This is a genomic window from Schlegelella aquatica (assembly GCF_026013905.1).
GTDB classification, from domain to species: domain Bacteria; phylum Pseudomonadota; class Gammaproteobacteria; order Burkholderiales; family Burkholderiaceae_C; genus Caldimonas; species Caldimonas aquatica.
Genome location: NZ_CP110257.1, coordinates 370037 through 390503, shown reverse-complemented (window position 1 = coordinate 390503; position 20467 = coordinate 370037). Strand labels below are relative to the sequence as shown.

At 70.5% G+C, this 20467-nt stretch carries 19 protein-coding genes; 9 read left to right on the top strand and 10 right to left on the bottom strand.

Annotated features, from left to right (window positions below):
* Window positions 1-70: 70 nt before the first annotated feature.
* From OMP39_RS01760 to OMP39_RS01740, 5 genes are all read left to right on the top strand, one after another.
* Window positions 71-2356, top strand: coding sequence for an ATP-binding protein (locus OMP39_RS01760; protein ID WP_264893098.1), 2286 nt, complete (start codon window positions 71-73; stop codon window positions 2354-2356).
* A gap of 140 nt (window positions 2357-2496) precedes the next feature.
* Window positions 2497-3207 (top strand): DUF6683 family protein, encoded by a 711-nt coding sequence (locus tag OMP39_RS01755; protein ID WP_264893097.1) that lies wholly within the window; start codon window positions 2497-2499, stop codon window positions 3205-3207.
* A gap of 105 nt (window positions 3208-3312) precedes the next feature.
* Window positions 3313-4308 (top strand): XdhC family protein, encoded by a 996-nt coding sequence (locus tag OMP39_RS01750; protein ID WP_264893096.1) that lies wholly within the window; start codon window positions 3313-3315, stop codon window positions 4306-4308.
* Window positions 4309-4407: 99 nt separating this feature from the next.
* Window positions 4408-5559, top strand: a complete 1152-nt coding sequence (locus tag OMP39_RS01745; RefSeq protein WP_264893095.1) for an ABC transporter substrate-binding protein — start codon at window positions 4408-4410, stop codon at window positions 5557-5559.
* Between the two features lie 262 nt (window positions 5560-5821).
* Complete coding sequence (locus tag OMP39_RS01740) at window positions 5822-8110, top strand: copper-transporting P-type ATPase (RefSeq protein WP_280925519.1); 2289 nt, start codon at window positions 5822-5824, stop codon at window positions 8108-8110.
* A 137-nt stretch (window positions 8111-8247) separates the two neighbouring features.
* Here the strand turns inward: OMP39_RS01740 and glmS are convergent, their stop codons facing one another.
* Window positions 8248-10122 carry a glutamine--fructose-6-phosphate transaminase (isomerizing) gene (gene glmS / locus OMP39_RS01735; protein ID WP_264893094.1) on the bottom strand — a complete coding sequence of 625 codons (1875 nt, stop codon included), beginning with the start codon at window positions 10120-10122 and terminating at the stop codon, window positions 8248-8250.
* A 139-nt stretch (window positions 10123-10261) separates the two neighbouring features.
* Between glmS and OMP39_RS01730 the strand changes: the two genes are divergently transcribed.
* A complete protein-coding gene (locus OMP39_RS01730) occupies window positions 10262-10759 on the top strand; it encodes an Lrp/AsnC family transcriptional regulator (protein ID WP_264893093.1) in 498 nt (165 codons plus the stop codon).
* Window positions 10760-10929: 170 nt separating this feature from the next.
* On the opposite strand, the gene OMP39_RS01725 is transcribed toward OMP39_RS01730, so the two are convergent.
* From OMP39_RS01725 to OMP39_RS01700, 6 genes are all read right to left on the bottom strand, one after another.
* Complete coding sequence (locus OMP39_RS01725) at window positions 10930-11166, bottom strand: cysteine-rich CWC family protein (RefSeq protein ID WP_264893092.1); 237 nt, start codon at window positions 11164-11166, stop codon at window positions 10930-10932.
* Window positions 11167-11189: 23 nt separating this feature from the next.
* The gene (gene glmU / locus OMP39_RS01720) at window positions 11190-12581 is read right to left on the bottom strand and encodes a bifunctional UDP-N-acetylglucosamine diphosphorylase/glucosamine-1-phosphate N-acetyltransferase GlmU (RefSeq protein WP_264893091.1); all 1392 of its coding nucleotides are present in this window, start codon (window positions 12579-12581) and stop codon (window positions 11190-11192) included.
* 142 nt (window positions 12582-12723) lie between these two features.
* Complete coding sequence (locus tag OMP39_RS01715; protein ID WP_264893090.1) at window positions 12724-13389, bottom strand: DUF4136 domain-containing protein; 666 nt, start codon at window positions 13387-13389, stop codon at window positions 12724-12726.
* Window positions 13390-13474: 85 nt separating this feature from the next.
* Window positions 13475-14545 (bottom strand): tRNA 2-thiocytidine(32) synthetase TtcA, encoded by a 1071-nt coding sequence (gene ttcA, locus OMP39_RS01710; RefSeq protein ID WP_264893089.1) that lies wholly within the window; start codon window positions 14543-14545, stop codon window positions 13475-13477.
* On the bottom strand, window positions 14542-14937 hold the full coding sequence (locus OMP39_RS01705) for a dihydroneopterin aldolase (protein ID WP_264893088.1): 396 nt from the start codon (window positions 14935-14937) through the stop codon (window positions 14542-14544). Before OMP39_RS01705 ends, ttcA begins: the two co-directional genes overlap by 4 nt.
* 28 nt (window positions 14938-14965) lie before the next feature.
* Entirely contained in the window at window positions 14966-15796 is an 831-nt protein-coding gene (locus OMP39_RS01700; RefSeq protein WP_264893087.1) for an SDR family oxidoreductase, read from the bottom strand.
* A 19-nt stretch (window positions 15797-15815) separates the two neighbouring features.
* Between OMP39_RS01700 and OMP39_RS01695 the strand changes: the two genes are divergently transcribed.
* Window positions 15816-16964, top strand: a complete 1149-nt coding sequence (locus tag OMP39_RS01695; RefSeq protein ID WP_264893086.1) for a class I SAM-dependent methyltransferase — start codon at window positions 15816-15818, stop codon at window positions 16962-16964.
* 6 nt (window positions 16965-16970) lie between these two features.
* A complete protein-coding gene (locus OMP39_RS01690; RefSeq protein ID WP_264893085.1) occupies window positions 16971-17165 on the top strand; it encodes a DUF2905 domain-containing protein in 195 nt (64 codons plus the stop codon).
* 18 nt (window positions 17166-17183) lie between these two features.
* Here OMP39_RS01690 and OMP39_RS01685 read toward each other — a convergent pair whose 3' ends face one another.
* A complete protein-coding gene (locus OMP39_RS01685; RefSeq protein ID WP_264893084.1) occupies window positions 17184-17561 on the bottom strand; it encodes a hypothetical protein in 378 nt (125 codons plus the stop codon).
* Window positions 17562-17747: 186 nt separating this feature from the next.
* The gene (locus OMP39_RS01680; protein WP_264893083.1) at window positions 17748-18986 is read right to left on the bottom strand and encodes a multifunctional CCA addition/repair protein; all 1239 of its coding nucleotides are present in this window, start codon (window positions 18984-18986) and stop codon (window positions 17748-17750) included.
* Window positions 18987-19183: 197 nt separating this feature from the next.
* On the opposite strand from OMP39_RS01680, the gene OMP39_RS01675 reads away from it, so the two are divergent.
* On the top strand, window positions 19184-19690 hold the full coding sequence (locus OMP39_RS01675) for an FxDxF family PEP-CTERM protein (RefSeq protein ID WP_264893082.1): 507 nt from the start codon (window positions 19184-19186) through the stop codon (window positions 19688-19690).
* 62 nt (window positions 19691-19752) lie between these two features.
* Here the strand turns inward: OMP39_RS01675 and OMP39_RS01670 are convergent, their stop codons facing one another.
* Window positions 19753-20439 (bottom strand): glutathione S-transferase family protein, encoded by a 687-nt coding sequence (locus tag OMP39_RS01670; protein WP_264894613.1) that lies wholly within the window; start codon window positions 20437-20439, stop codon window positions 19753-19755.
* Between the last annotated feature and the right edge of the window lie 28 nt (window positions 20440-20467).

Below are 20467 nucleotides of genomic sequence, written 5' to 3'. Positions count from 1 at the left end.
CGAGGGTTCGCTACAAGGGGCTACACGTGGGATGCCGCCCCTCGGTAGAGTGCGTTGGGGGGCACCACAAGTGGCAGGACGTGATGGCGCGATGGGCGCGGGGCTCGATCGCCGCAAGGGCAGCCAGTTGGCCTCGATGGTCGGCGCGGCGCTGTCCGTGTTGCTGCTCGTCTCGGCGGTGGCGGCCGCGCTCTACCTGCAACATGCGGCGCGGCGGTCCTGGCAGCTCGAGGCCGACAACTACGCCCAGGCGCTGGCCGCCCACGCCAGCGAAGTGTTCGCCGCCAGCGAGTACCTGCTGCGCGGCATGGCCGAGTCGATGGAGGCCCTCGCCGCGGTGAGCGCCGCGACCGGGGCGAGCTTCCGGGACCTCGTCGGCACCCCCGAGGTGCACGACGAACTGCGCACCCGGCGCGCGCCCTTTCGCATGCTGGAGCAACTCGCGATCGCCGGGCCCGACGGCCGGGTGCTCAATTCCTCGCGGCCGTTCTCCTCGACCGCCGCGCCCGTGCTCGACTCCCGCGACATCGCCCGCCTGGTGGCCCAACCCCGGGGCACCACCTATCTGACGCCCGCCCGCCGCGACCCGTCCACCGGGATCTGGGCCTTCTATCTGTGCCGCGCCATCGTCGCCCCCGAAGGGCGGCTGCTCGCAGTGGCGGCCGTCGGCATCTCTTCGGCAGCCGTGTCGGCCTTCTTCGAGCGTTTGCATCTGCAAGGCCGGCTGCTTCGCCCCGGCGAGGCGGCCATCAGCCTGCTGCGAGACGACCTGGCCGTGCTCGCCCGCGCTCCCATCGCGGAGGCGGCCGTCGGCCACCGGCTGCTGGCTTCACCCCGGCTGCCCACCCCGGGCTGGCAAGGGGGGGCCGAAGGCGTGCCCATCCTCGTCACCTGGGAGATCCGCCCCGAGGCCGAGGAGCACTCCGTGCTCGCCACCCGCCGGCTCGAGCAGCATCCGGCGCTCGTGGCCGTCGCCGTGCACGAGTCGCTCTACCTGAAGGAGTGGCGCAGCCAGGCGCTGGCCATCGTGGCGCTGGCCGCCACCGCGCTGGCCCTGCTCGCCTATGCGTTCCGGCAACTCGTGCGCCGCTTGCGCGAACGCGAAGATCAGCACGCCGAGGCCGAGCGGCTTCGCCGGCAGGCCGAGGCCGCCAACCGGGCCAAAAGCCAGTTCCTCGCCACGATGAGCCATGAGCTGCGCACGCCGATGAACGGCATCCTCGGCTCGGCCGAACTGCTGGCCCGGTCCGGCCCCGGCGAAGAGCGCGAACAGCACGTGAAGAACGTGCTGCGCTCGGCGCGCCACATGATGGGGCTCATCGACGACATCCTCGACTACACGCAGCTCGAGGCCGGCGAGATCCCGCTGGTGCTGCAACCCTTCGATGCCGTGGCGGTGGCCCGCGACGTGACGCGCATGTTCGAGTCTGCCGCCCGGGCCAAGGGGCTGGAGCTGCGCTTCGAGGCGCCCGCGCAGACGCTGCCGCTGCTGCTCGGCGACGTGCATCACCTCGCGCTGGTTCTCGCCCACCTGGTGAGCAACGCCGTGAAGTTCACCCGCGAAGGGCACGTCACCGTGCGGGCCTGCGTCACCGCCACCGGCCCCTCGGGCAGCGTGCACGTGCTGCGCTACGAGGTCGAAGACACGGGCATCGGCATCTCGCCCTCCAAGCGCACCGAGATCTTCCACCCGTTCTCTCAGGTGGACGGCTCGGCGACGCGGGCGGCCGGGGGCACCGGGCTCGGCTTGGCCATCTGTCTCAAGCTCGCCCAGTTGATGGGCGGCGAACTCGACTTCAGCAGCACGCCGGCGCTGGGTTCGACGTTCTGGCTGCAACTGCCGCTCGAGCCCGCGCCCGAAGGCGCCGTGCCCCAGGCCTCCACCCGGCTGGAAGAGCGTTTCGTGCACAGCGGTGTGATGCCGTTCGAGCCGGTCGAGCCGCCTCCGGCCCCGCCCACCTGCCATGTGCTCGTGGTCGAGGACAACCCCGTCAATGCGATGGTCGTGCAGGCCCAGCTCGCCGAAATCGGCTGCGAAAGCACCGTGGCCGAAGACGGCGAGACGGCGCTGCGCATGCTGGCGAGCCAGCACTTCGATCTGGTGCTGCTCGACTGCATGCTGCCCGGCATCTCGGGCATGGATGTGGCGCGCCGCTGGCGCGCACTGGAGGCCGAGCACGGCCTGCCCCACCTGCCACTCGTGGCCCTGACCGCCGACGTGATGGACAGCAATCGCGCCGCGTCGGCCGCGGCCGGCATGGACGACTTCCTGCCCAAGCCGTGCAGCCTGGAGCAACTGCGCGGCGTCGTCGAGCGCTGGGCGCACGCCCGCTCGGGGCAGCCCCCCGCACCCTGAGGGCCCCTCCCGCTCGATCGGCACGACGGCCGCGCACGAGCGTTGCACGCCGTTGCACAACCGGCCCCTCGCGGCCCCGCGCATGCGAGATGCTCCACGGCCGGCATCTCTACGTCGTTTGCCGCCGCCCTTGCCCGACCATGCTGAAGTCGCTGATCCTGCTCCTCGGCGCCGTTGCCGCGCCGCTTGCCGCCCACGCCCAGGACGACGCCTACATGGGCCAGTTCAACCACGCCGGCCGGGTCATCTCCGACATCGCCGGCAACGCTGCCGTGGGCCAGTCGATCGAGAACCGCACCGGCCGCTCCCAGGACGACGCCCGCCCCGGCGAGGCCGACCTCACGTTCCGCCGCTACCCCAAGGTCACCCAGCTCGCACGCGAGGAGATCGCGGCGCAGACGCGCAAGAAGAGCCCCGAGGCGGCGCGCCAGTTCCTGCACGACACGCAGCACTACGACATCGCCGCCACGCTGCGGCGCGCGGGCCTGTCGCCGAACAACCTCGCCGACGCCGCGGCCTACCACGTGGGCGTCTACTGGGCGGCCGTGCATCGACGGGCCGAGCCGCCGGCCCCGGCGCAGATGCAAGGGCTGCGCCGCCAGATGGTCGAGGTGATGCGTCGTCGCAAGCCCGCCGCGCTCACGGAGGGCGTGCGGCAATCCATCGCGGACGAGTTGATGTTGCGGGCCTACTCGACCGAGCAGATGCTGCGCCTCCTGGCCCGCCAGCCCGACGCGCAGCAGGCCGCCCTCGTCAGCCGCGCCGCGCGGCAGCAGGTCCAGCGCACGATGGGCCTGGACCTCGCCGACTACGACCTCACGTCCGCGGGCCTCGTGCCCCGCGCGCGCTGAGCCGCGGGGCAGGCCGCGCCCGCGGCCCCCGCGCCCAACCCCGCCCCTCACGGCGCCCTCCGCCATGGGCCAGAATCGCGCAGACCCGCCAAGGAGATGCGCATCATGGACAGTCTGGACCTGCAGGTGCTGCGGCAAGCGCTGCAGTGGCGTGCCGAGGATCGCGGGGTGTGGCTCGTCACCGTCCTCGAAACCTGGGGCTCCGCGCCCCGCCCGCCGGGGGCGCTGCTCGCGATGCGCGACGACGGCCTCGTCGTGGGCTCGGTGTCGGGCGGCTGCGTGGAGGACGACCTCATCGCCCGCGTGCGGCACGGCGAGCGCGTGGACCGACCCACGCTCGTCACCTACGGCATCACCAAGGACGAGGCCGCGCGCTTCGGGCTGCCGTGCGGCGGCACGCTGCGGCTGGTGCAGGAGCCGTTGGTCGACGTGGGCTGGATCGAGGACGTGCTCGTGCGCACCCAGCGGCACGAGCTGGTCGCGCGCCGTCTCGACCTGGCGACGGGCCAAGTGACGATCGAGCCGGCGTCGCGCGCCGAGCGCTTCGAGTTCGACGGCCGCAGCCTGCGCGCGCTCTTCGGCCCGCGCTGGCGGCTGCTGCTCATCGGCGCCGGGCAGTTGTCGCGCGTCCTGGCTCCGATGGCCCTGGCGCTCGACTTCGAAGTCATCTGCTGCGACCCCCGGGAGGAGTACCACCTCACGTGGGACGTGCCCGGCACCCGCTTCAGCAAGGAAATGCCCGACGACTTGATCGTCCAGCTCCAGCTCGATCCGCACAGCGCCGTGGTCGCGCTGACCCACGACCCCAAGCTCGACGACCTCGCCTTGCTCGAAGCCCTGAAGTCCCCTGCCTTCTACGTCGGGGCGCTCGGCTCGCGCGGCAACACGGCCAAGCGCAAGGCCCGCCTCGCGCTGTTCGACCTGTCGGCCGAGGAGATCGACCGCCTGCACGGGCCCGTGGGGCTCGACATCGGCGCTCGCACCCCCGCGGAGATCGCCGTCTCGATCGTCGCCGAGCTCGTGGCCGTGCGCCACGGCGTGCCCCTGCGGCAGAAGAAGACCGCCTCGGCCCCGGCGAGGGCCTGCATCGACGCTCGCTGAGCTCGGGAACCACCCGCCGGCCCTGCGCGCCGGCGTGTTGCGTCAGGGTGCTGCAAGCCAAGCAACGAAAAGTTGCGGGCCCACCACCCGGAGTCCGTCATGCGTTGCCTCGATCCTTCCGCCATCGTCCGTTGGATGGCGGCCACCCTGCTGTTGGCCCTGGCCCCCCTCGCGGCGGCCGACGAGGGCGTGTCCGACACCACCGTCAAGTGGGGCATGTCGGCGCCGCTCTCCGGCCCCAACGGTGCCTACGGCCGCGCGATGAAGGAAGGGATCGAGGCGTACTTCGCGCAGGTGAACGCGCGCGGCGGCGTGGCCGGCCGGCGGCTCGAACTCGTGGCCCTCGACGACGGCTACGAGACGGCCGCCGCGGTGGCCAACGCGAAGCAGCTGATCGATGGGCACAAGGTGTTCGCGCTGCTTGGCTTCTACGGCACCTCGCCCACCGAAGCCGTGCTGCCGGTGCTCGAGGCACGGCGGGTGCCCCTGATCGGCACCGTGAGCGGGGCCGAGGTGCTGCGCAAGCCGGCCAGCCCTTACATGTTCCACCTTCGCGCCAGCTACAACGACGAGACGGCCGAGATCGTCAAGGCCCTCACCACCGTGGGTGTGCGGCGCATCGCCGTCTTCTACCAGGACGACGGCTTCGGCCAGGCAGGGCTCAAGGGCGTGGTGCAGGCCTTGCAGCAGCACCAGCTCCAGCCGGTGGCCACCGCCTCGGTGCCGCGCAACTCGGTGGACGTCGCGCAGGCCGTGCAGGTGATCGCGAAGGCCGAGCCGCAGGCCGTCGTGATGGTCACGCTCTACCGACCGACGGCGGAGTTCGTCAAACGCATGCGCGAGGCGGGGGCCTCGCCGCACTTCGTGGCGCTCTCCCCCGTGGGCACCGACCAGTTGATCGCCGAGCTGGGCCCGCAGCACAGCCGCGGGATCCAGGTGTCGCAGGTCATCCCCTATCCGTGGAGCGACAAGCTGCCCGTCGTGCGCGAGTACAAGAAGGTGCTGGCCGAGCACGCGCGGCACCACCACTTCTCGTACTACAGCCTCGAGGGGTACTTGAACGCCAAACTGGTGGTGGCCGCGATGGAGCGCGCCGGCCGGCCCCTGACGCGCACGCGCCTCATCGAGGCCTTGCGGGCCGCCCCCTTCGACCTGGGCGGGTACACCGTGAAGTACATCCCCGGGTCGAACTCCGGCTCCACCTACGTCGAAATCAGCGTCGTCGGGCAAGACGGGCGCATCCTCAACTGAACGGCCGCGAAGCGGCCCACGGCTTCGACCGCGAACGGCCCGCACAGCGAACGGCGCCTCGCGGCACACCCTCGCGGCACACCGCTTGCCGAAGGAGTACACGCCAGGCCGCCGCACTGCCGTGCGAGGGCCCCAGCGGCGCATCCCCGACGCCACTCATTCTTCCTGGAAGCCCGCGCGTCTGGAATGCCCCTCGCGCCGAGCCGGCTTGACCTTCCCCGCATGGGAGGGTGCACACTTCGGCCCCAGAGCAGGAGTACGCATGCAGCCTTCCCATGACCACCGGCACGCCGAACCCCGCGCTCATCATGGCGGCACCCCCCCGATGCACGACGGCACCGCCATGGAGGGTGGCCACACCGTCCACCCCGCGCACCGGGTTCAGGGCCGGCCGCAGGCCGCCGAGAAGCGCCCCGTCACGGCGAGCCCGGAGCAACAGGTCGAGTACACCTGCCCGATGCACCCGCAAGTGCGCCAGATGGGGCCGGGTCACTGCCCGATCTGCGGCATGGCGCTGGAACCCGTGGTCGCCACCGGCGAGGCCGGCGAGAGCCCGGAACTGCGGGACATGACGCGCCGGTTCTGGATCGGCACCGTCCTGACGCTTCCTGTGCTCGTGCTGGAAATGGGCGGTCATCTGACCAACCTGAACCATCTGCTCGGGCAGTCGCTGTCGAACTGGATCCAATTGGTGCTGGGCACCCCTGTCGTGATCTGGGCGGGCTGGCCGTTCTTCGTGCGGGCCGCGGCTTCGGTGAAGCACCGCAGCCTCAACATGTTCTCCCTGATCGCCCTGGGCACGGGCGCCGCCTGGCTCTACAGCCTGGTCGGCACCCTCGCGCCCGCGCTCTTCCCCGCCGACCTGAGAGGCGCGGACGGCGCGGTCGCCGTCTACTTCGAGGCCGCGGCCGTCATCACGGTGCTCGTGCTGCTCGGCCAGGTTCTCGAACTGCGAGCGAGGGAGAAGACTTCGGGCGCCATCAAGGCACTGCTGGGCCTGGCACCCAAGACCGCCGTGCGGGTGCGGCCCGACGGCTCCGACGAGACCGTCCAAGTCGAGGCCATCCAGGTGGGCGACCTGTTGCGCGTCCGGCCCGGCGAGAAGGTGCCGGTCGACGGCGAGGTCACCGAAGGCAAGACGAACATCGACGAGTCGATGGTGACGGGCGAACCGATTCCCGTGACCAAGGCCGCCGGCTCGAAGGTGACCGCCGGCACGCTGAACCAGACCGGCGGGTTCGTGATGCGGGCCGAGAAGGTCGGCGCCGACACCTTGCTGGCTCAGATCGTGCACATGGTGGCCGCAGCCCAGCGCAGCCGCGCGCCAATCCAGCGTCTGGCCGACCAAGTCGCCGGGTGGTTCGTCCCCGTCGTGATCGTCGTCGCCGTCCTGACCTTCCTGGCTTGGCTGCTGTGGGGGCCTGCCCCGGCGCTGAGCTACGCCCTCGTCACGTCGGTCGCCGTGCTCATCATCGCCTGCCCCTGTGCCTTGGGCTTGGCGACCCCGATGTCGATCATGGTGGGCGTGGGCAAGGGCGCGCAGCATGGCGTGCTCATCCGCGACGCCGAGGCGCTCGAGAAGATGGAGAAGGTCGACACGCTGGTGGTCGACAAGACCGGCACCTTGACCGAGGGGCGCCCCAAGGTCGTGCACATCGAGCCCGCCTCCGGGTTCACGGCCCACGAGGTGCTGCAGAAGCTGGCGAGCGTCGAGCGGGCCAGCGAACACCCTCTGGCGCTGGCCATCGTGGAGGACGCGCAGGCCCGCAAGCTCCCCTTGTCGCCCGTCACCGGTTTCGACTCCCCCGTCGGCAAGGGCGTCATCGGGACGGTCGAGGGTGAGCTCGTCGTCTCGGGCAGCGCGAAGTTCCTCGCCGAGCACGGCATCGACACCTCCCCCTTGGCCGCCTCGGCCGAGACGCAGCGGCAACACGCCGCCACGGTCATCTTCGTCGGGCTCTCGGGAAAGTTCGCGGGCTTCGTCGCCATTGCCGACCCGATCAAGGCCTCCACCCCTGCGGCACTGCGGGCCCTGAAGGCCGCCGGTGTGAGGGTGGTGATGCTGACCGGCGATGGGAAGACCACCGCGCAGGCCGTCGGACGGCAACTCGGCATCGACGAGGTGATCGCGGAAGTCTTCCCGGAGGACAAGGCAGCGGTCGTCCAGCGGCTGCAGTCCGAAGGACGCGTGGTGGCCATGGCAGGCGACGGCGTCAACGATGCGCCGGCCCTGGCACAGGCCCACGTCGGTATCGCGATGGGCACCGGCACCGATGTGGCGATGGAGAGCGCAGGCGTCACGCTCCTCAAAGGCGACCTGCTGGGCATCGTGCGCGCCCGCACCCTTTCTCGGGCCACGATGCGCAACATCCGCGAGAACCTGTTCCTGAGCTTCGTCTACAACGCAGCCGGCATCCCGCTCGCCGCAGGGGTTCTGTATCCCTTCTTCGGGCTGCTGCTGTCCCCCATCGTCGCCGCCGCCGCGATGGCCCTGTCGTCGGTGAGCGTCATCGTCAACTCGCTGCGCCTGCGCACGGTGCGGGTGGAGTGAGGCGCGGTTCCAATGTGCTGACGCCAAGGCGCGGGCGCCCTCGCCGAGGGCCTGAACACCCGCATCCCAGCCGTCAGTGGCTCTCGCCGTTCAAGCAGCCTACTCGCAGCGGCCCCAGGAAGCGCCTTGCGAGCCGCTCACTCCACCGTCACGCTCTTGGCGAGGTTCCGCGGCTTGTCCACGTCGGTGCCACGCGCGCAGGCGGTGTGGTAAGCCAGCAATTGCAGCGGCACCACGTGCAAGATGGGTGACAGCGCGCCGTAGTGCTCCGGCATGCGGATCACGTGGATGCCGGGCTCGCTTGCGATGTGGGTGTCGGCATCCGCAAACACGAACAGCTCGCCGCCGCGCGCGCGCACTTCCTGCATGTTGCTCTTGAGCTTTTCGAGCAGCGCGTCGTTGGGCGCGACGGTGACCACGGGCATTTCGCTCGTCACCAAGGCCAGGGGCCCGTGCTTGAGCTCGCCGGCCGGGTACGCCTCGGCATGGATGTAGCTGATCTCCTTGAGCTTGAGTGCGCCTTCGAGCGCGATGGGGTAATGCAAGCCGCGGCCGAGGAAGAGCGCGTTCTCCTTGCGCGCGAACTCCTCGGCCCACGCGATCACCTGGGGCTCGAGCGCGAGCACGGCCTGCAGCGCCGAGGGCAGGTGCCGCAGCGACTTGATGTGGGCGGCCTCCTGCTCGTCGCTCAAGCGCCCGCGCACCTGCGCGAGCGCCAACGTGAGCAGAAAGAGCGCGGCCAGTTGAGTGGTGAACGCCTTGGTCGAGGCCACGCCGATCTCCACCCCCGCGCGCGTGATGTAGGCGAGCTTGCACTCGCGCACCATCGCACTCGTGGCCACGTTGCAGATGGTCAGCGTGTGCGGCATGCCGAGCGAGCGCGCGTGCTTGAGCGCCGCCAGCGTGTCGGCCGTCTCGCCGGACTGCGAGATCGTCACCACCAGCGTCTTCGGATTCGGCACGCTCTCGCGGTAGCGGTATTCGCTCGCGATCTCGACCGAGGTCGGGATCTTGGCGATCGACTCCAGCCAGTACTTGGCGGTCGAGCCGGCGTAGTAGCTGGTGCCGCAGGCCAGGATCAGCACCTGCTCCACGTCCTTGAACACCGAGTAGGCGCCGTCGCCGAACAACTCCGGCGTGATGCCCTGCACGCCGTCGAGCGTGTCGGCCACCGCGCGCGGCTGCTCGAAGATCTCCTTTTGCATGTAGTGGCGGTAAGGGCCCAGCTCGGCCGCCCCGGTGTGCGCGAGCACGGTGCGCACGGGGCGCTCGACGCGCTCGAAGCGCTCGCTGCCGTCCACCCGGGCCTCGATCCAGTACTTGCCCAGTTGCAGGTCCACCACGTCGCCTTCTTCGAGGTAGGCGATCTGATCCGTGACGCCGGCCAGGGCCATCGCGTCGGAGGCGAGGAAGTTCTCGTGCGCGCCGGCTGCGCCCACGCCCAGCACCAGCGGCGAGCCTTCGCGCGCGCCAACCACGCGGTGCGGCTCTTCGCGGCAGAACACGGCAATCGCATAGGCCCCCTTCAGGCGCAGCGTCGCGCGCTTGACCGCATCGAGCAGGTCGCCTTCGTACAGCGAGTCCACCAGGTGCGCGATGACTTCGGTGTCGGTTTGGCTGGCGAACACATAGCCGCGCGCCTGCAGCTGCGCGCGCAGTTCGTCGTGGTTCTCGATGATGCCGTTGTGCACCAGGGCGATGCGCCCGGGCCGCTCCTCGTAGGCCCGCGGACCGGTGCCGTGCGAGAAGTGCGGGTGCGCGTTGTGCACGGCCGGCGCGCCGTGCGTGGCCCAGCGGGTGTGAGCGATGCCGGTCAGCCCCTCCACCCCCTCTCGGAGCACCTGCGCGTCGAGCTCGGCCACGCGGGAGGTGCTGCGCGCGCGGCGCAACTCGCCGCCCTGGTGCACGGCCACGCCACAGGAGTCATACCCGCGGTATTCCAGCCGCTTGAGCCCTTCGATCAGAACGGGAACGATGTTGCGCTGACTGACCGCGCCGACGATGCCGCACATGGGATGCCTTTCGAGACAAGCGAGAAAAGCGGCATCCTAGGAACGAGCGGCGAAAATTTTCCTTCAAATTTTGATCTTCGATGAAACGATACGCGATCACCACAACGGGATGGAATTTTCGTTCAGAATCGCCTCGCATATGAACGTATCGACCGTCCCCACCCCCCATCTGGATGCCACCGATCGCCGGCTGCTGGACAGCCTGCAGCGCGACGCGTCGCTGACCAACCACGAACTCGCGGCCCGCGTCCATGTCTCCCCCGCCACCTGCTTGCGCCGGGTGAGGCGCCTGGTCGAGCTCGGCATCATCGAACGACGAGTCGCCCTGCTCTCGCCAGACAAGCTCGGCGCCGGCCTCACCGCCATCGTCGAGGTGAGCCTGGACCAGCAATCCGCCGAGCGGCTGGCCGCCTTCGAGGCCCGCGCCGTGGCCGAGCCGGCGGTCCAGCAGTGCTACCGCACCTCCAGCGGGCCGGACTTCGTGCTGGTGGTGTACGTGCGCGACATGGAGGCCTATCACCAACTGGTGCAACGCCTCTACACCGAGGACGCCAACGTGCGCAACGTCAAAACATACTTCTCGGTCAAGCGCGCGAAGTTCGAGCCGGCGATTCCAGTCGCGGCGCCCACGGCATAGGCCTGGGCTACGCCGATCGCCGGGCCGAGTGCCCGATCGGCCATGTCAGGGCGCGACGCCATCGCCGCGTCGTACTGCCGGGTGATCCTCGCGCCCCGGTCCGCGGCGACCGCGAATTTGTTGCGACAGGCCTCATCGGTCGGCACTCCTCAGCGTACCCTCGCCCCGGTTCAAGCGGTACCGCGAGTGGCGCAGTCGCGGCAGATGCAGGCGCGCCGCTGGGCGTGCGCCGGCACGCGGTCCAGCAGTTCGGCGCTGAAGCGCACCTCGCTACACCAGCAGGCGCCACAGGCCCCGGCGGTGTCGCAGCTGCCGGCCATCGCGCAGCCGTTCGGCCCGCCGCACAAGGGGCAGCGCGTCGGATCGATTGGGGTCGGCGCGCCGGGAGTCGCTTCTGTGCCGTTCATGCTTCTCGCCCCGGTGAAGGCCGTCAGGCCTTCTTCTTTTGCGGGCGCTGCCACCCGGGGATGGTGACCTGCTTGGCGCGCGCCACGGTGAGCTGTCCGGCCGGGGCGTCTTTGCTGATGGTGCTGCCGCCGCCGATGGTGGCGCCGGCGCCGATGGTGACCGGGGCGACGAGCACGCAGTTGGAGCCCACGTGCACGTCCGCCTCGATCACGGTGCGGTGCTTGTTGGCGCCGTCGTAGTTGGCGGTGATGCTGCCCGCGCCGTAGTTGACGCGCTCGCCCACCGTGGCATCGCCGAGGTAGGCGAGGTGGTTCGCCTTGGCGCCGCGGGCGAGCGTGGAGTTCTTCACCTCGACGAAGTTGCCGATGTGCACCTCGGGCCCCAGGCGAGCGCCGGGACGCAGGCGGGCGAAGGGCCCCACCAGCGCGCCTTCGCCGACGATCACGCCGCCCGACTCGCCGTCGATGTGCGTGTACGGGTGGATCACCGCGCCGGCTTGGATCTCGGCATTGCGGATGCAGCAGTTCGCACCGATGCGCACGCCGTCGCCGAGCCGCACCTCGCCCTCGAACACGCAGTTGACGTCGATCTCGACATCGGTGCCGCAGACGAGCCGGCCGCGCACGTCAAAGCGTGCCGGGTCGGCGAGGCGCACGCCGGCTTCCATCAGCCGCTCGGCCTCGCGCCGCTGGTAGCGCCGCTCCAGGTCGGCCAACTGCGCCGGGCTGTTGACACCGAGCACCTCGACCTCGCTGGCCGCGTGGGCTGCCACCACGGGCACGCCCTCGGCCACCGCCATCGCGACGATGTCGGTGAGGTAGTACTCGCCCTGTGCGTTGTCGTTCTTCAGTTGGGCCAACCAGCGACGCAGTTGCGCGGTGGGCGCGGCCATCATGCCGGTGTACACCTCGCGGATGGCCCGCTGCTCGGGCGTGGCGTCCTTGTGCTCGACGATGCCCACCACGTGCCCCCCGCGCCCGTCGCCGCTGCGCACAATGCGCCCGTAGCCGGTGGGGTCCTGCAGCTCGATGGTCAAGAGAGCCAGCCGCTCGCCGGCACAGGCCGCCACCAGCGTCTGGGCCGTGGCGGCCTCGATGAGCGGCACGTCGCCGTTGAGGATCAGCGTGGTGCCGGCCTCGGCCAGGCGCGGCAGCGCCTGCTGCACGGCATGGCCCGTGCCCAATTGGGGCTCCTGACGCACGCAGACCACGCCCTCACGGCCCTGGATGGAGCGCTCCACCTCCTCGGCCCCGTGCCCGGTGATGGTGACGATCTGGCGGGCGCCGAGCGTGGCGGCCGTGTCGAGCACGTGGTGCAGCAAAGGCCGTCCGGCCAGGGTGTGCAGCACCTTGGGACGCTGCGACTTCATGCGGGTGCCTTTGCCCGCGGCCATGATGACGACGTCGAGGGTCATGCGAGAGATCCTGCAAGGAAAGTCGGGGGCGATCGGCGCAGCACCGAGCCGCGCGCGATGCAGATGGCGCGATTATCCGTGCCGGAGCGGACCGGCCAGCCCCCGGGGTCAGGGGCGGTGCGTGCCTGCAGTGCTGCGAGGCTCAGCGCGCCGGCGAGCCGGCAGGAGCACCCGGCTGCGGCGCCGAGGCCGCAGCGGCGGGGGCGGAGCCGTCGCGGGGGATTTCGATGCGCACGCGTCGGGGGCTGAGCGCCGGCCGCGGGAAGTCCTTCAGCGCGGCCTCGAACAGTGCCGCCTGCAGTCCCTCGTCGGTCCAGCGGCCGTCGTGGCGCGCACTCGTCTCGTACAGCACCTGCTTGGTCTTCGCGTCGCGGATGAGCACCGCCACCTGGAACACGTAGTACGGCGACGGGATCTGCCAGCCCAGGCCCACACCGAGCGCGGAGCGGTGGCCGAAGCCCCAGCCGGCGTAGCCATAGGGCCAGGGGTCGTCCCAGGGCGCGCGGTCGTAGCGGGTGCGGCTTACCCCGACCTGGATCGTCACGTCGGGCTGGGCCGATTCAGGGACGAGGCGAAACCCGAGCTGCTGCAGCGCCGGCAGCGCGAGCGCCTCGATGCGGGCCTGCTCCTCGGGACGTGCTTGCTGCGAGGGCAGCCGCTCGAACGTGAAGGTGCCGGGGCGACGCTGCTCGGGCCACTGCGTGTAGCTGGTGACGTCGCTTTCGATCAGCCGGGGCGTCGCGCACCCGGCCAGCACCACCGCCGCGGCCAGGCAGGCGGCCGTGCCCCATCGCTTGATCGTGTCCATCGCTCGTGCTCCTTGACCGCCTGCACCGCGCCGAGCACGCGGCGTGCCATCCTCGGTGTCGGCCGCGCTCTCACCGCGCCGCGCGTCACTCGTCCAGCCGCAGCCGCACCACCGCGCTGGCGGGCGGCGCGCATTCCTCGTCGTCGTCGAAGGCCTTGTCGCCGGCCGGGTCCGCCACCCCCGTGGGTTGGAGGTTGGCGAAGGGATACAGGTTCCGGTCCATCAGGTGCGAGGGCACCACGTTCTGCAGCGCGGTGAACATGTTCTCGATGCGCCCGGGGTACTTGCGGTCCCACTCGCGCAGCATCGCCTTGATCTGCTTGCGTTGCAGGTTCTCCTGGCTGCCGCACAGCGTGCACGGGATGATGGGGAACTGCCGGAAGGCCGCCCAGCGCTCCAGGTCCACCTCGTTCACATAGGCGAGCGGGCGGATCACCACGTGCTTGCCGTCGTCGCTCACCAGCTTGGGCGGCATGCCCTTCAACTTGCCGCCGAAAAACATGTTGAGGAAGAAGGTCTGCAGCATGTCGTCGCGGTGGTGGCCGAGCGCGATCTTGGTCGCGCCCAGTTCGCCCGCCACGCGGTAGAGGATGCCGCGGCGCAGGCGCGAGCACAGGCTGCACATCGTCTTGCCTTCGGGCACGACGCGCTTGACGATGGAGTAGGTGTCCTGCTCCTCGATGTGAAACGGCACACCGCGGCTCTTGAGGTACTCGGGCAGCACGTGCTCGGGGAAGCCCGGCTGCTTCTGGTCGAGGTTGACCGCGACGATGTCGAAGTGCAGCGGGGCGCGCTTTTGCAGGTTGAGCAGGATGTCGAGCAGCGCGTAGGAGTCCTTGCCGCCGGACAGGCACACCATCACCTTGTCGCCCGGCTCGATCATGTTGAAGTCGCCGATCGCCTGGCCCACGAGGCGGTGCAGCCGCTTGCCGAGCTTGTGGTTCTCGAAGGCGAGCTTGGCCGCACGGCGAGCCTCGTCGCTCGCCGCGCCCGTGCCCGCCTCGGGCAGCGTCGCCTCGGGCAGCGTCGCCTCGGGCAGCGTCGCCTCGGGCAGCGTCGCCTCGGGCAGCGTCGCCTCGGGGGCCGCGGCTTCGGCATGCGCGGCCATGTCGTGGAGGTCGTGGAGCACCGCACTCATCGCGTCTTGCCTCGTCATTCGCCTTTGATCCGGAACACCTCCACCCCCACCGCATCGCAGTCGGGGTAGACGTCAGGTTTTTCGGTGGACACGCGCGCCGCCTTGACTTGCGGGTGCGCGAGCATCAGCGCGAGCACCTCGTCGCACAGCGTCTCTTGCAGGTGGATGTGCCCCTTGGAGACGCGCTGAGCGATGGTGCGGCGGATGAAGTCGTAGTCCAGCACCTCGTGCAGTTGGTCTTGGCGGGGCGTGGTCTGGGCCAGCGGCACATACAGGTCGACGTTGATCAGCACACGCTGTTCGCCGCGCTTTTCGAAGTCGTGCACGCCGATGTTGATCCACACCTCGTAGTTGCGCAAAAAGAGGCGCCGGCAATCCATCAGCGCGGGGTGGCTCAGCATCGAATGCATGGGTCGGTCTTTCGCATCAAGAAGCGCCTCAGGGCTTCGCCTGATCGCAGCCCGGGGCCGCCTGCGCGGCCAGAAACATCACGTCGCGCGGCTGCGCGCTCATCAGGTGCTGGCCGCCATCGACCAGCAAGGTCGTGCCCGTGATCGCAGGCGACTCCAGCGCGAACCGCACCGCCCGCGCCACGTCCTCGGGGGTGGACGAGCGCCCGAGCGGGGTGAGCCGGTGCGCCGCCTCGAACTGCGCCTGGCTCATCGGCCCGGAGACGAGCGTGACCCCGGGCGCCACGCCGACGACGCGCACCTGCGGTGCCAGCGCTTGCGCGAGCAAGGTGGTGGCCGCCTCCAGCGCCGCTTTGGACAGCGTGTACGAGAAGTAGTCGGGGTTCGGGTTCCAGAGCTTCTGGTCCAGCAGGTTCACCACACAGCCGGCCGGCGCGCCCGGCCGCGCCTGCGTCAGGTGCTCGTGCAGGGCGCGTGTCAGCAAGATGGGCGCCGCGGTGTTGGCGCGCCAGTGCCGCTCCATCGTCGCATGCCCGAAAGCGGCCACGTCGTCGTACTCGAAGACCGACGCATTGTTGACCACCGCGTCCAGCCGCCCCATCTCGGCGAGCACCTGCGGCACGAGGCCGAGGCACGCCGCCTCGTCGGCGAGGTCCGCCCCGAACGCCCGCGCGGGCACGCCGCGCGCATGCAACTCGGCCACCAATGCCTGCGCCTCGGCGGCCGAGTGGCGGTAATGCACCGCGACGCCCCAGCCGGCTGCGGCCAGCTCGAGGGCGATCGCGCGACCGAGGCGACGCGCCGCGCCGGTGACGAGCGCGACCGGGCGGTCGGTGTGGAAATCGGGGCCGGCAGGCATGGTTCCTACAATGCGGCAGATGCGCGAGCACGAAGAACCCGTCAGTGTACCGGCCGACTTGCCGACCGCCCTGCTGCACAGGCTTTTGCAGGAGGCCGCCCCGACCGACGGCTGGCTGCCGTTCGACCGCTTCATGGCCATCGTGCTCTACGAGCCGGGCCTGGGCTACTACGCGCACGGCAGCCCCAAGTTCGGCCCAGGACCGGCCGGCGGCAGCGACTTCGTCACCGCCCCCGAGTTGACCCCCCTCTTCGGCCGCGCGCTGGCGCGGCAGGTGGCGCAGGCGCTGGAGCGCAGCGGGGCGCCCGAGGTCTGGGAGTTCGGCGCCGGTAGCGGCGCACTGGCCTCGCAGCTGCTGGCCTCGCTCGGCCAGCGGTGCGCCGCCTACCACATCGTCGATCTGTCGGGCAGCCTGCGCGAGCGCCAGCGCGAGCGCCTGGCCCGCGAGGTGCCGGCGCTGGCCGCGCGCGTGCACTGGCACGACCGCTGGCCCGAGGCGATCGAGGGCGTGGTCGTCGGCAACGAGGTGCTGGACGCGATGCCCGTGCAACTGCTGCATTGGGACGGGCACGAGTGGTTCGAGCGAGGTGTGCGCGTCACGCCGCTCGGGCCGCGCTGGGCCGACCGCCCGACGGCCCTGCGCCCGCCCGTCGAGGCGGCCTGGCCGCCGGGCACGGTGACCGAGATCCACCCCCAGGCCGAGGCCTTCGTCCGCACGCTGGCCGAGCGGCTGCGGCGGGGGGCGGCGTTCTTCCTGGACTACGGATTCCCCGAGCACGAGTACTACCACCCGCAACGCAGCGGGGGCACCTTGATGTGCCACCGCGCGCACCGCAGCGACACCGATCCGCTCTCGGACCTGGGGCTCAAGGACCTCACCGCCCACGTCAATTTCACCGGCATCGCACTGGCGGGCCAGGACGCGGGGCTGGATGTGATCGGCTACACCAGCCAGGGGCACTTCCTGCTCAACTGCGGGCTGCTGGAGCTGCTGCCGCCGGACGACGGCACCGCCACGGCCGAGCGCCTGCGCGACGTGGCCGCGGTGCAAAAGCTCGTCGGCGAGCACGAGATGGGAGAGCTGTTCAAGGTGATCGGCTTCGCGCGCGGCATCGCGCTGGACGACGCCCTCGGCTTCGCCTACGGCGACCGCACCCACACGCTGTAGGGCCCCATGCTGCGCTGGCTGCTCGTCGTAGTCATCGTGCTGGTGCTGTTCAACGGACTGCGCCCCTGGCTCGAGAAGCTGGGGCTCGGCCGCTTGCCCGGCGACCTGCACTTCAAGCTCGGCGGGCGCGAATGGCACCTGCCCATCGCCACCACGGTGCTGCTGAGCTTCCTCGCGATGCTGGTGGGCAAGCTGTTCTAGGCGCGAGGGCCGGCGGCCCTAGAGGTGGATATCCCAGCGTCGCGCGCAGCGGTTGCAGCGCACGCACAGGCGCCCGCCTTCGTCCGTCCCCTGCAGGCTCCACGCCGCATAGGCGCGGCACTGCGGGCACACGGCCTGATTGGCGACGTCCTCGGCATGGAGCAGCAGGTAGAGGTAGCGCCGCAACGCCCATAACGAGATGGCCGCGCTCACGGCCGCGCACAGCCCCATCAGCGCCCGATCCGACCACACCCGGCTGTCGCCATAGGCTTCGGCCGCCGCGAACAGCCCCACCAGCCCGAGCAGCATCAGCACGAGATGCAGATGACTGCGCACCAACTCGCGCTCGTACCACTTGCGAAAGCCGAGCCGCTCGATCGTCTGCGGGATGTCCATGGCCGCCCCCCATGATGCGGCGTCGGGCTCTGGCGCACTCCGGGCCGCGGGCACGGCGCCCCTCGGGCGCCTGGGCGCATCTTCTACCGCGAGGTGCACGGACGCCAGCGCGACGTCGATTGATCGACTGCCCCGCAGGGGAAAAGCCGCGGGCTCACGGGACGGCCTTCGCGTGCCCTGCCCACCTCAGGGCGCGGGCATGCCAGGCAGGGCCGCGGCCACCGCGCGGGCCCGGGCTTCGTGAATCGCCTGGGCGATGCGCGGGCCCTGCAGGCCACGGGCGAGTGCCTCTTCGGCCACCAGCGCGGTACAGACCCCTTGCGCGGCCCGCAACGCCGCCAGCAGCCGGGGTCGCGGCGCGTAGGGCTGCCGCTCCAGACCCAACCGGCCCCGCGCATCGCATTCGCAGGCCAGCAGCATCTGCTCGAAGCGCTGGGGCCGCCGAAACGCGTCGCACCGCTCCAGCAACCGCACCACGGCCGCCGGACCGAACTCGCCGCTGCGATGCACATGACCGTGCTCACGCGCCACCACTTCCGCCAGTTCGCGGCACTCGGTGGGCACGCGCAGGCGCTGGCAGAGCCCGCGCAGCAGCTCGACGCTGCGCTGCTCGTGTCCGAGGTGGCGCGGCAGGATGTCCGGCGGTGTGGTGCCCTTGCCCAGGTCGTGGCACAGGCATGCGAAGCGCACTTCCAGCGGCGCTTCGAGGCTCGCCGCCATGTCGAGCACCAGCATCAGGTGCAGGCCGGTGTCCACTTCGGGGTGGTAGTCCGCCCGCTGCGGCACGCCCCACAGCCGGTCCACTTCCGGCAGGATGCGCGCGAGCGCCCCGCAGGCGCGCAGCACCTCGAACATCCGCGAGGGCCGGGGCTCCATCAAGCCGCGGGCGAGTTCCTGCCACACGCGCTCGGGCACGAGCGCGTCCACCTCGCCGTGCTCGACCATGCGGCGCATGAGCATCAACGTCTCGCCGGCCACGCTGAAGTCGGTGAAGCGGGCGGCGAAGCGGGCCAGGCGCAGGATGCGCACCGGGTCCTCGGCGAAGGCGGGCGACACATGCCGCAGCACCCGCGCCTGCAAGTCGTGCAGCCCCCCGTAGGGGTCGATCAGCCGGCCCTCCTCGTCCTCGGCCATCGCATTGATGGTGAGGTCACGGCGCAACAGATCCTGCTCGAGCGTCACGTCCGGCGCCGCATGAAAAGTGAAACCGTGGTAACCGCGTCCTGTCTTGCGCTCGGTGCGCGCCAGCGCGTACTCCTCCCGCGTCTCGGGATGCAGGAACACCGGGAAGTCGCGCCCCACCGGCGTGTAGCCGGCCGCCACCATCTCCTGCGGCGTCGCGCCCACCACGACCCAGTCGCGATCCTGCACGGGCAACCCGAGCAGGCGATCGCGCACCGCCCCGCCGACCATGTAGACCTTCATGGCGCCAGTATGCGCGAGCCCGCGCGCCGTAACGAACCCCGTCCGCAGAGCAGTGCCCATGCCCGCCGCCGTCCCGCGCGCACGGGATGGGTGTGAAACCATCCCACCGATACAACTTGCTGGCGGCACGGTGGCGGCCCCGCGGGGCATGCCGCTCGCAGCCGCGATTCCGTAACGCTGCAAATTTGGGGAGTGATATGAAACTGAAACCTTGGATCGCCGCCCTGGCTCTTGCTGCTGCCGCCGCGACGCCGGCGATGGCGACGGACCTGGGCGTGCTCGACGACCAGCCCGATGTCGTCACCCGGACCTTCACGTCTCCCGGGCTGACCTTCGCCGACGACTACATCTTCGACCTCGTCCTCGACAGCGACGTCTCGGGCAGCGCGACGAACCTCAAGCTCTCGCTCAACGGCATCCAGTTCCTGGACATCGCCAACTTCTCGCTGTCGCTGTACGACTCGTCCAACACCTTCCTGGGTGCGGCGAGCCTGGTGGACGGCTCCTACCAGCTCAACGACGTGTTCCTGACCGCCGGCAACGACTACTACTTCCGCGTGGCCGGCACAGTGACCGGCTGGGCGGGCGGCAGCTACTCCTTCTCGGCGGTGGCTCAGCCCATCCCCGAGCCGGAGACCTACGCGCTGATGCTCGCGGGCCTGGGCGCGCTGGGCTACATGTCGCGCCGCCGTCGCCAGGGCTGAGGTGAACTGCGGCCCGCCTCGTCGCGGGCCACGAGCCGACGGGCCCCTCGGGGCCCGTTCTCTCATCCGGCTCGGCGCGAGCGATACGGCTCGTCGAAGTCGAGGAAGTCCTGCTCGGCCATCGCCTCGCGCACCCACGCCTGCATCGCGGGCAAGGACCACACGCGATCCACGTACGCTTGCACCGCAGGCGGCACCGGCACGCCATAGGTGCGCAGCCGGGTGCAGACCGGCGCGAAGTAGGCGTCGGCATTCGAGAACCCGCCGAACAGGAACGGCCCGCCGGAGGCGTCGAGCAACTGCGTCCACATCTGCACGATGCGCTGGACGTCTCGCACGACGGCAGGTTCGCTGGCGAGCACGCGCCGGCCCACCTCCAGCAGCGACGCCTCGATGTTCATCGGAAAGTGCTGCCGCAGCGCGACGAAGCCCGCGTGCATCTCCGCGCAGACGCTGCGCGCCCGGGCGCGGGCCTTCGCATCGGCCGGCCAGATGGGTTTGGCGGGGAACTTCTCGGCCAGGTACTCGACGATGGCCGGCGTCTCCCACACCGCAAAGCCCTCGTCGACGAGCACGGGCACCCGACCGGCGGGTGTGTAGCCCGCGAGGAAGCGCTTGAACTCCGAGCCCTCCTCGAAATCCAGGCGCAGCTTGACCTCCTCGAAGGGGATCTCCAAAGCGGTCATCAGCAGCCACGGTCGAAGCGACCAGGACGAGTAGTTCTTGTTGGCGATGATCAGTTGCACGATGCGCGCTCCACGGGAGAACAGCGCCCCA

Excerpts from the sequence above, each read along its gene's own strand:
- OMP39_RS01755 (WP_264893097.1), top strand. The coding sequence starts at position 2,497 with ATGCTGAAGTCGCTGATCCTGCTCCTCGGCGCCGTTGCCGCGCCGCTT.
- OMP39_RS01750 (WP_264893096.1), top strand. The coding sequence starts at position 3,313 with ATGGACAGTCTGGACCTGCAGGTGCTGCGGCAAGCGCTGCAGTGGCGT.
- OMP39_RS01745 (WP_264893095.1), top strand. The coding sequence starts at position 4,408 with ATGCGTTGCCTCGATCCTTCCGCCATCGTCCGTTGGATGGCGGCCACC.
- OMP39_RS01740 (WP_280925519.1), top strand. The coding sequence starts at position 5,822 with ATGCAGCCTTCCCATGACCACCGGCACGCCGAACCCCGCGCTCATCAT.
- glmS (WP_264893094.1), bottom strand. The coding sequence starts at position 10,122 with ATGTGCGGCATCGTCGGCGCGGTCAGTCAGCGCAACATCGTTCCCGTT.
- OMP39_RS01730 (WP_264893093.1), top strand. The coding sequence starts at position 10,262 with ATGAACGTATCGACCGTCCCCACCCCCCATCTGGATGCCACCGATCGC.
- OMP39_RS01725 (WP_264893092.1), bottom strand. The coding sequence starts at position 11,166 with ATGAACGGCACAGAAGCGACTCCCGGCGCGCCGACCCCAATCGATCCG.
- glmU (WP_264893091.1), bottom strand. The coding sequence starts at position 12,581 with ATGACCCTCGACGTCGTCATCATGGCCGCGGGCAAAGGCACCCGCATG.
- OMP39_RS01715 (WP_264893090.1), bottom strand. The coding sequence starts at position 13,389 with ATGGACACGATCAAGCGATGGGGCACGGCCGCCTGCCTGGCCGCGGCG.
- ttcA (WP_264893089.1), bottom strand. The coding sequence starts at position 14,545 with ATGACGAGGCAAGACGCGATGAGTGCGGTGCTCCACGACCTCCACGAC.
- OMP39_RS01705 (WP_264893088.1), bottom strand. The coding sequence starts at position 14,937 with ATGCATTCGATGCTGAGCCACCCCGCGCTGATGGATTGCCGGCGCCTC.
- OMP39_RS01700 (WP_264893087.1), bottom strand. The coding sequence starts at position 15,796 with ATGCCTGCCGGCCCCGATTTCCACACCGACCGCCCGGTCGCGCTCGTC.
- OMP39_RS01695 (WP_264893086.1), top strand. The coding sequence starts at position 15,816 with ATGCGCGAGCACGAAGAACCCGTCAGTGTACCGGCCGACTTGCCGACC.
- OMP39_RS01690 (WP_264893085.1), top strand. The coding sequence starts at position 16,971 with ATGCTGCGCTGGCTGCTCGTCGTAGTCATCGTGCTGGTGCTGTTCAAC.
- OMP39_RS01685 (WP_264893084.1), bottom strand. The coding sequence starts at position 17,561 with ATGGACATCCCGCAGACGATCGAGCGGCTCGGCTTTCGCAAGTGGTAC.
- OMP39_RS01680 (WP_264893083.1), bottom strand. The coding sequence starts at position 18,986 with ATGAAGGTCTACATGGTCGGCGGGGCGGTGCGCGATCGCCTGCTCGGG.
- OMP39_RS01675 (WP_264893082.1), top strand. The coding sequence starts at position 19,184 with ATGAAACTGAAACCTTGGATCGCCGCCCTGGCTCTTGCTGCTGCCGCC.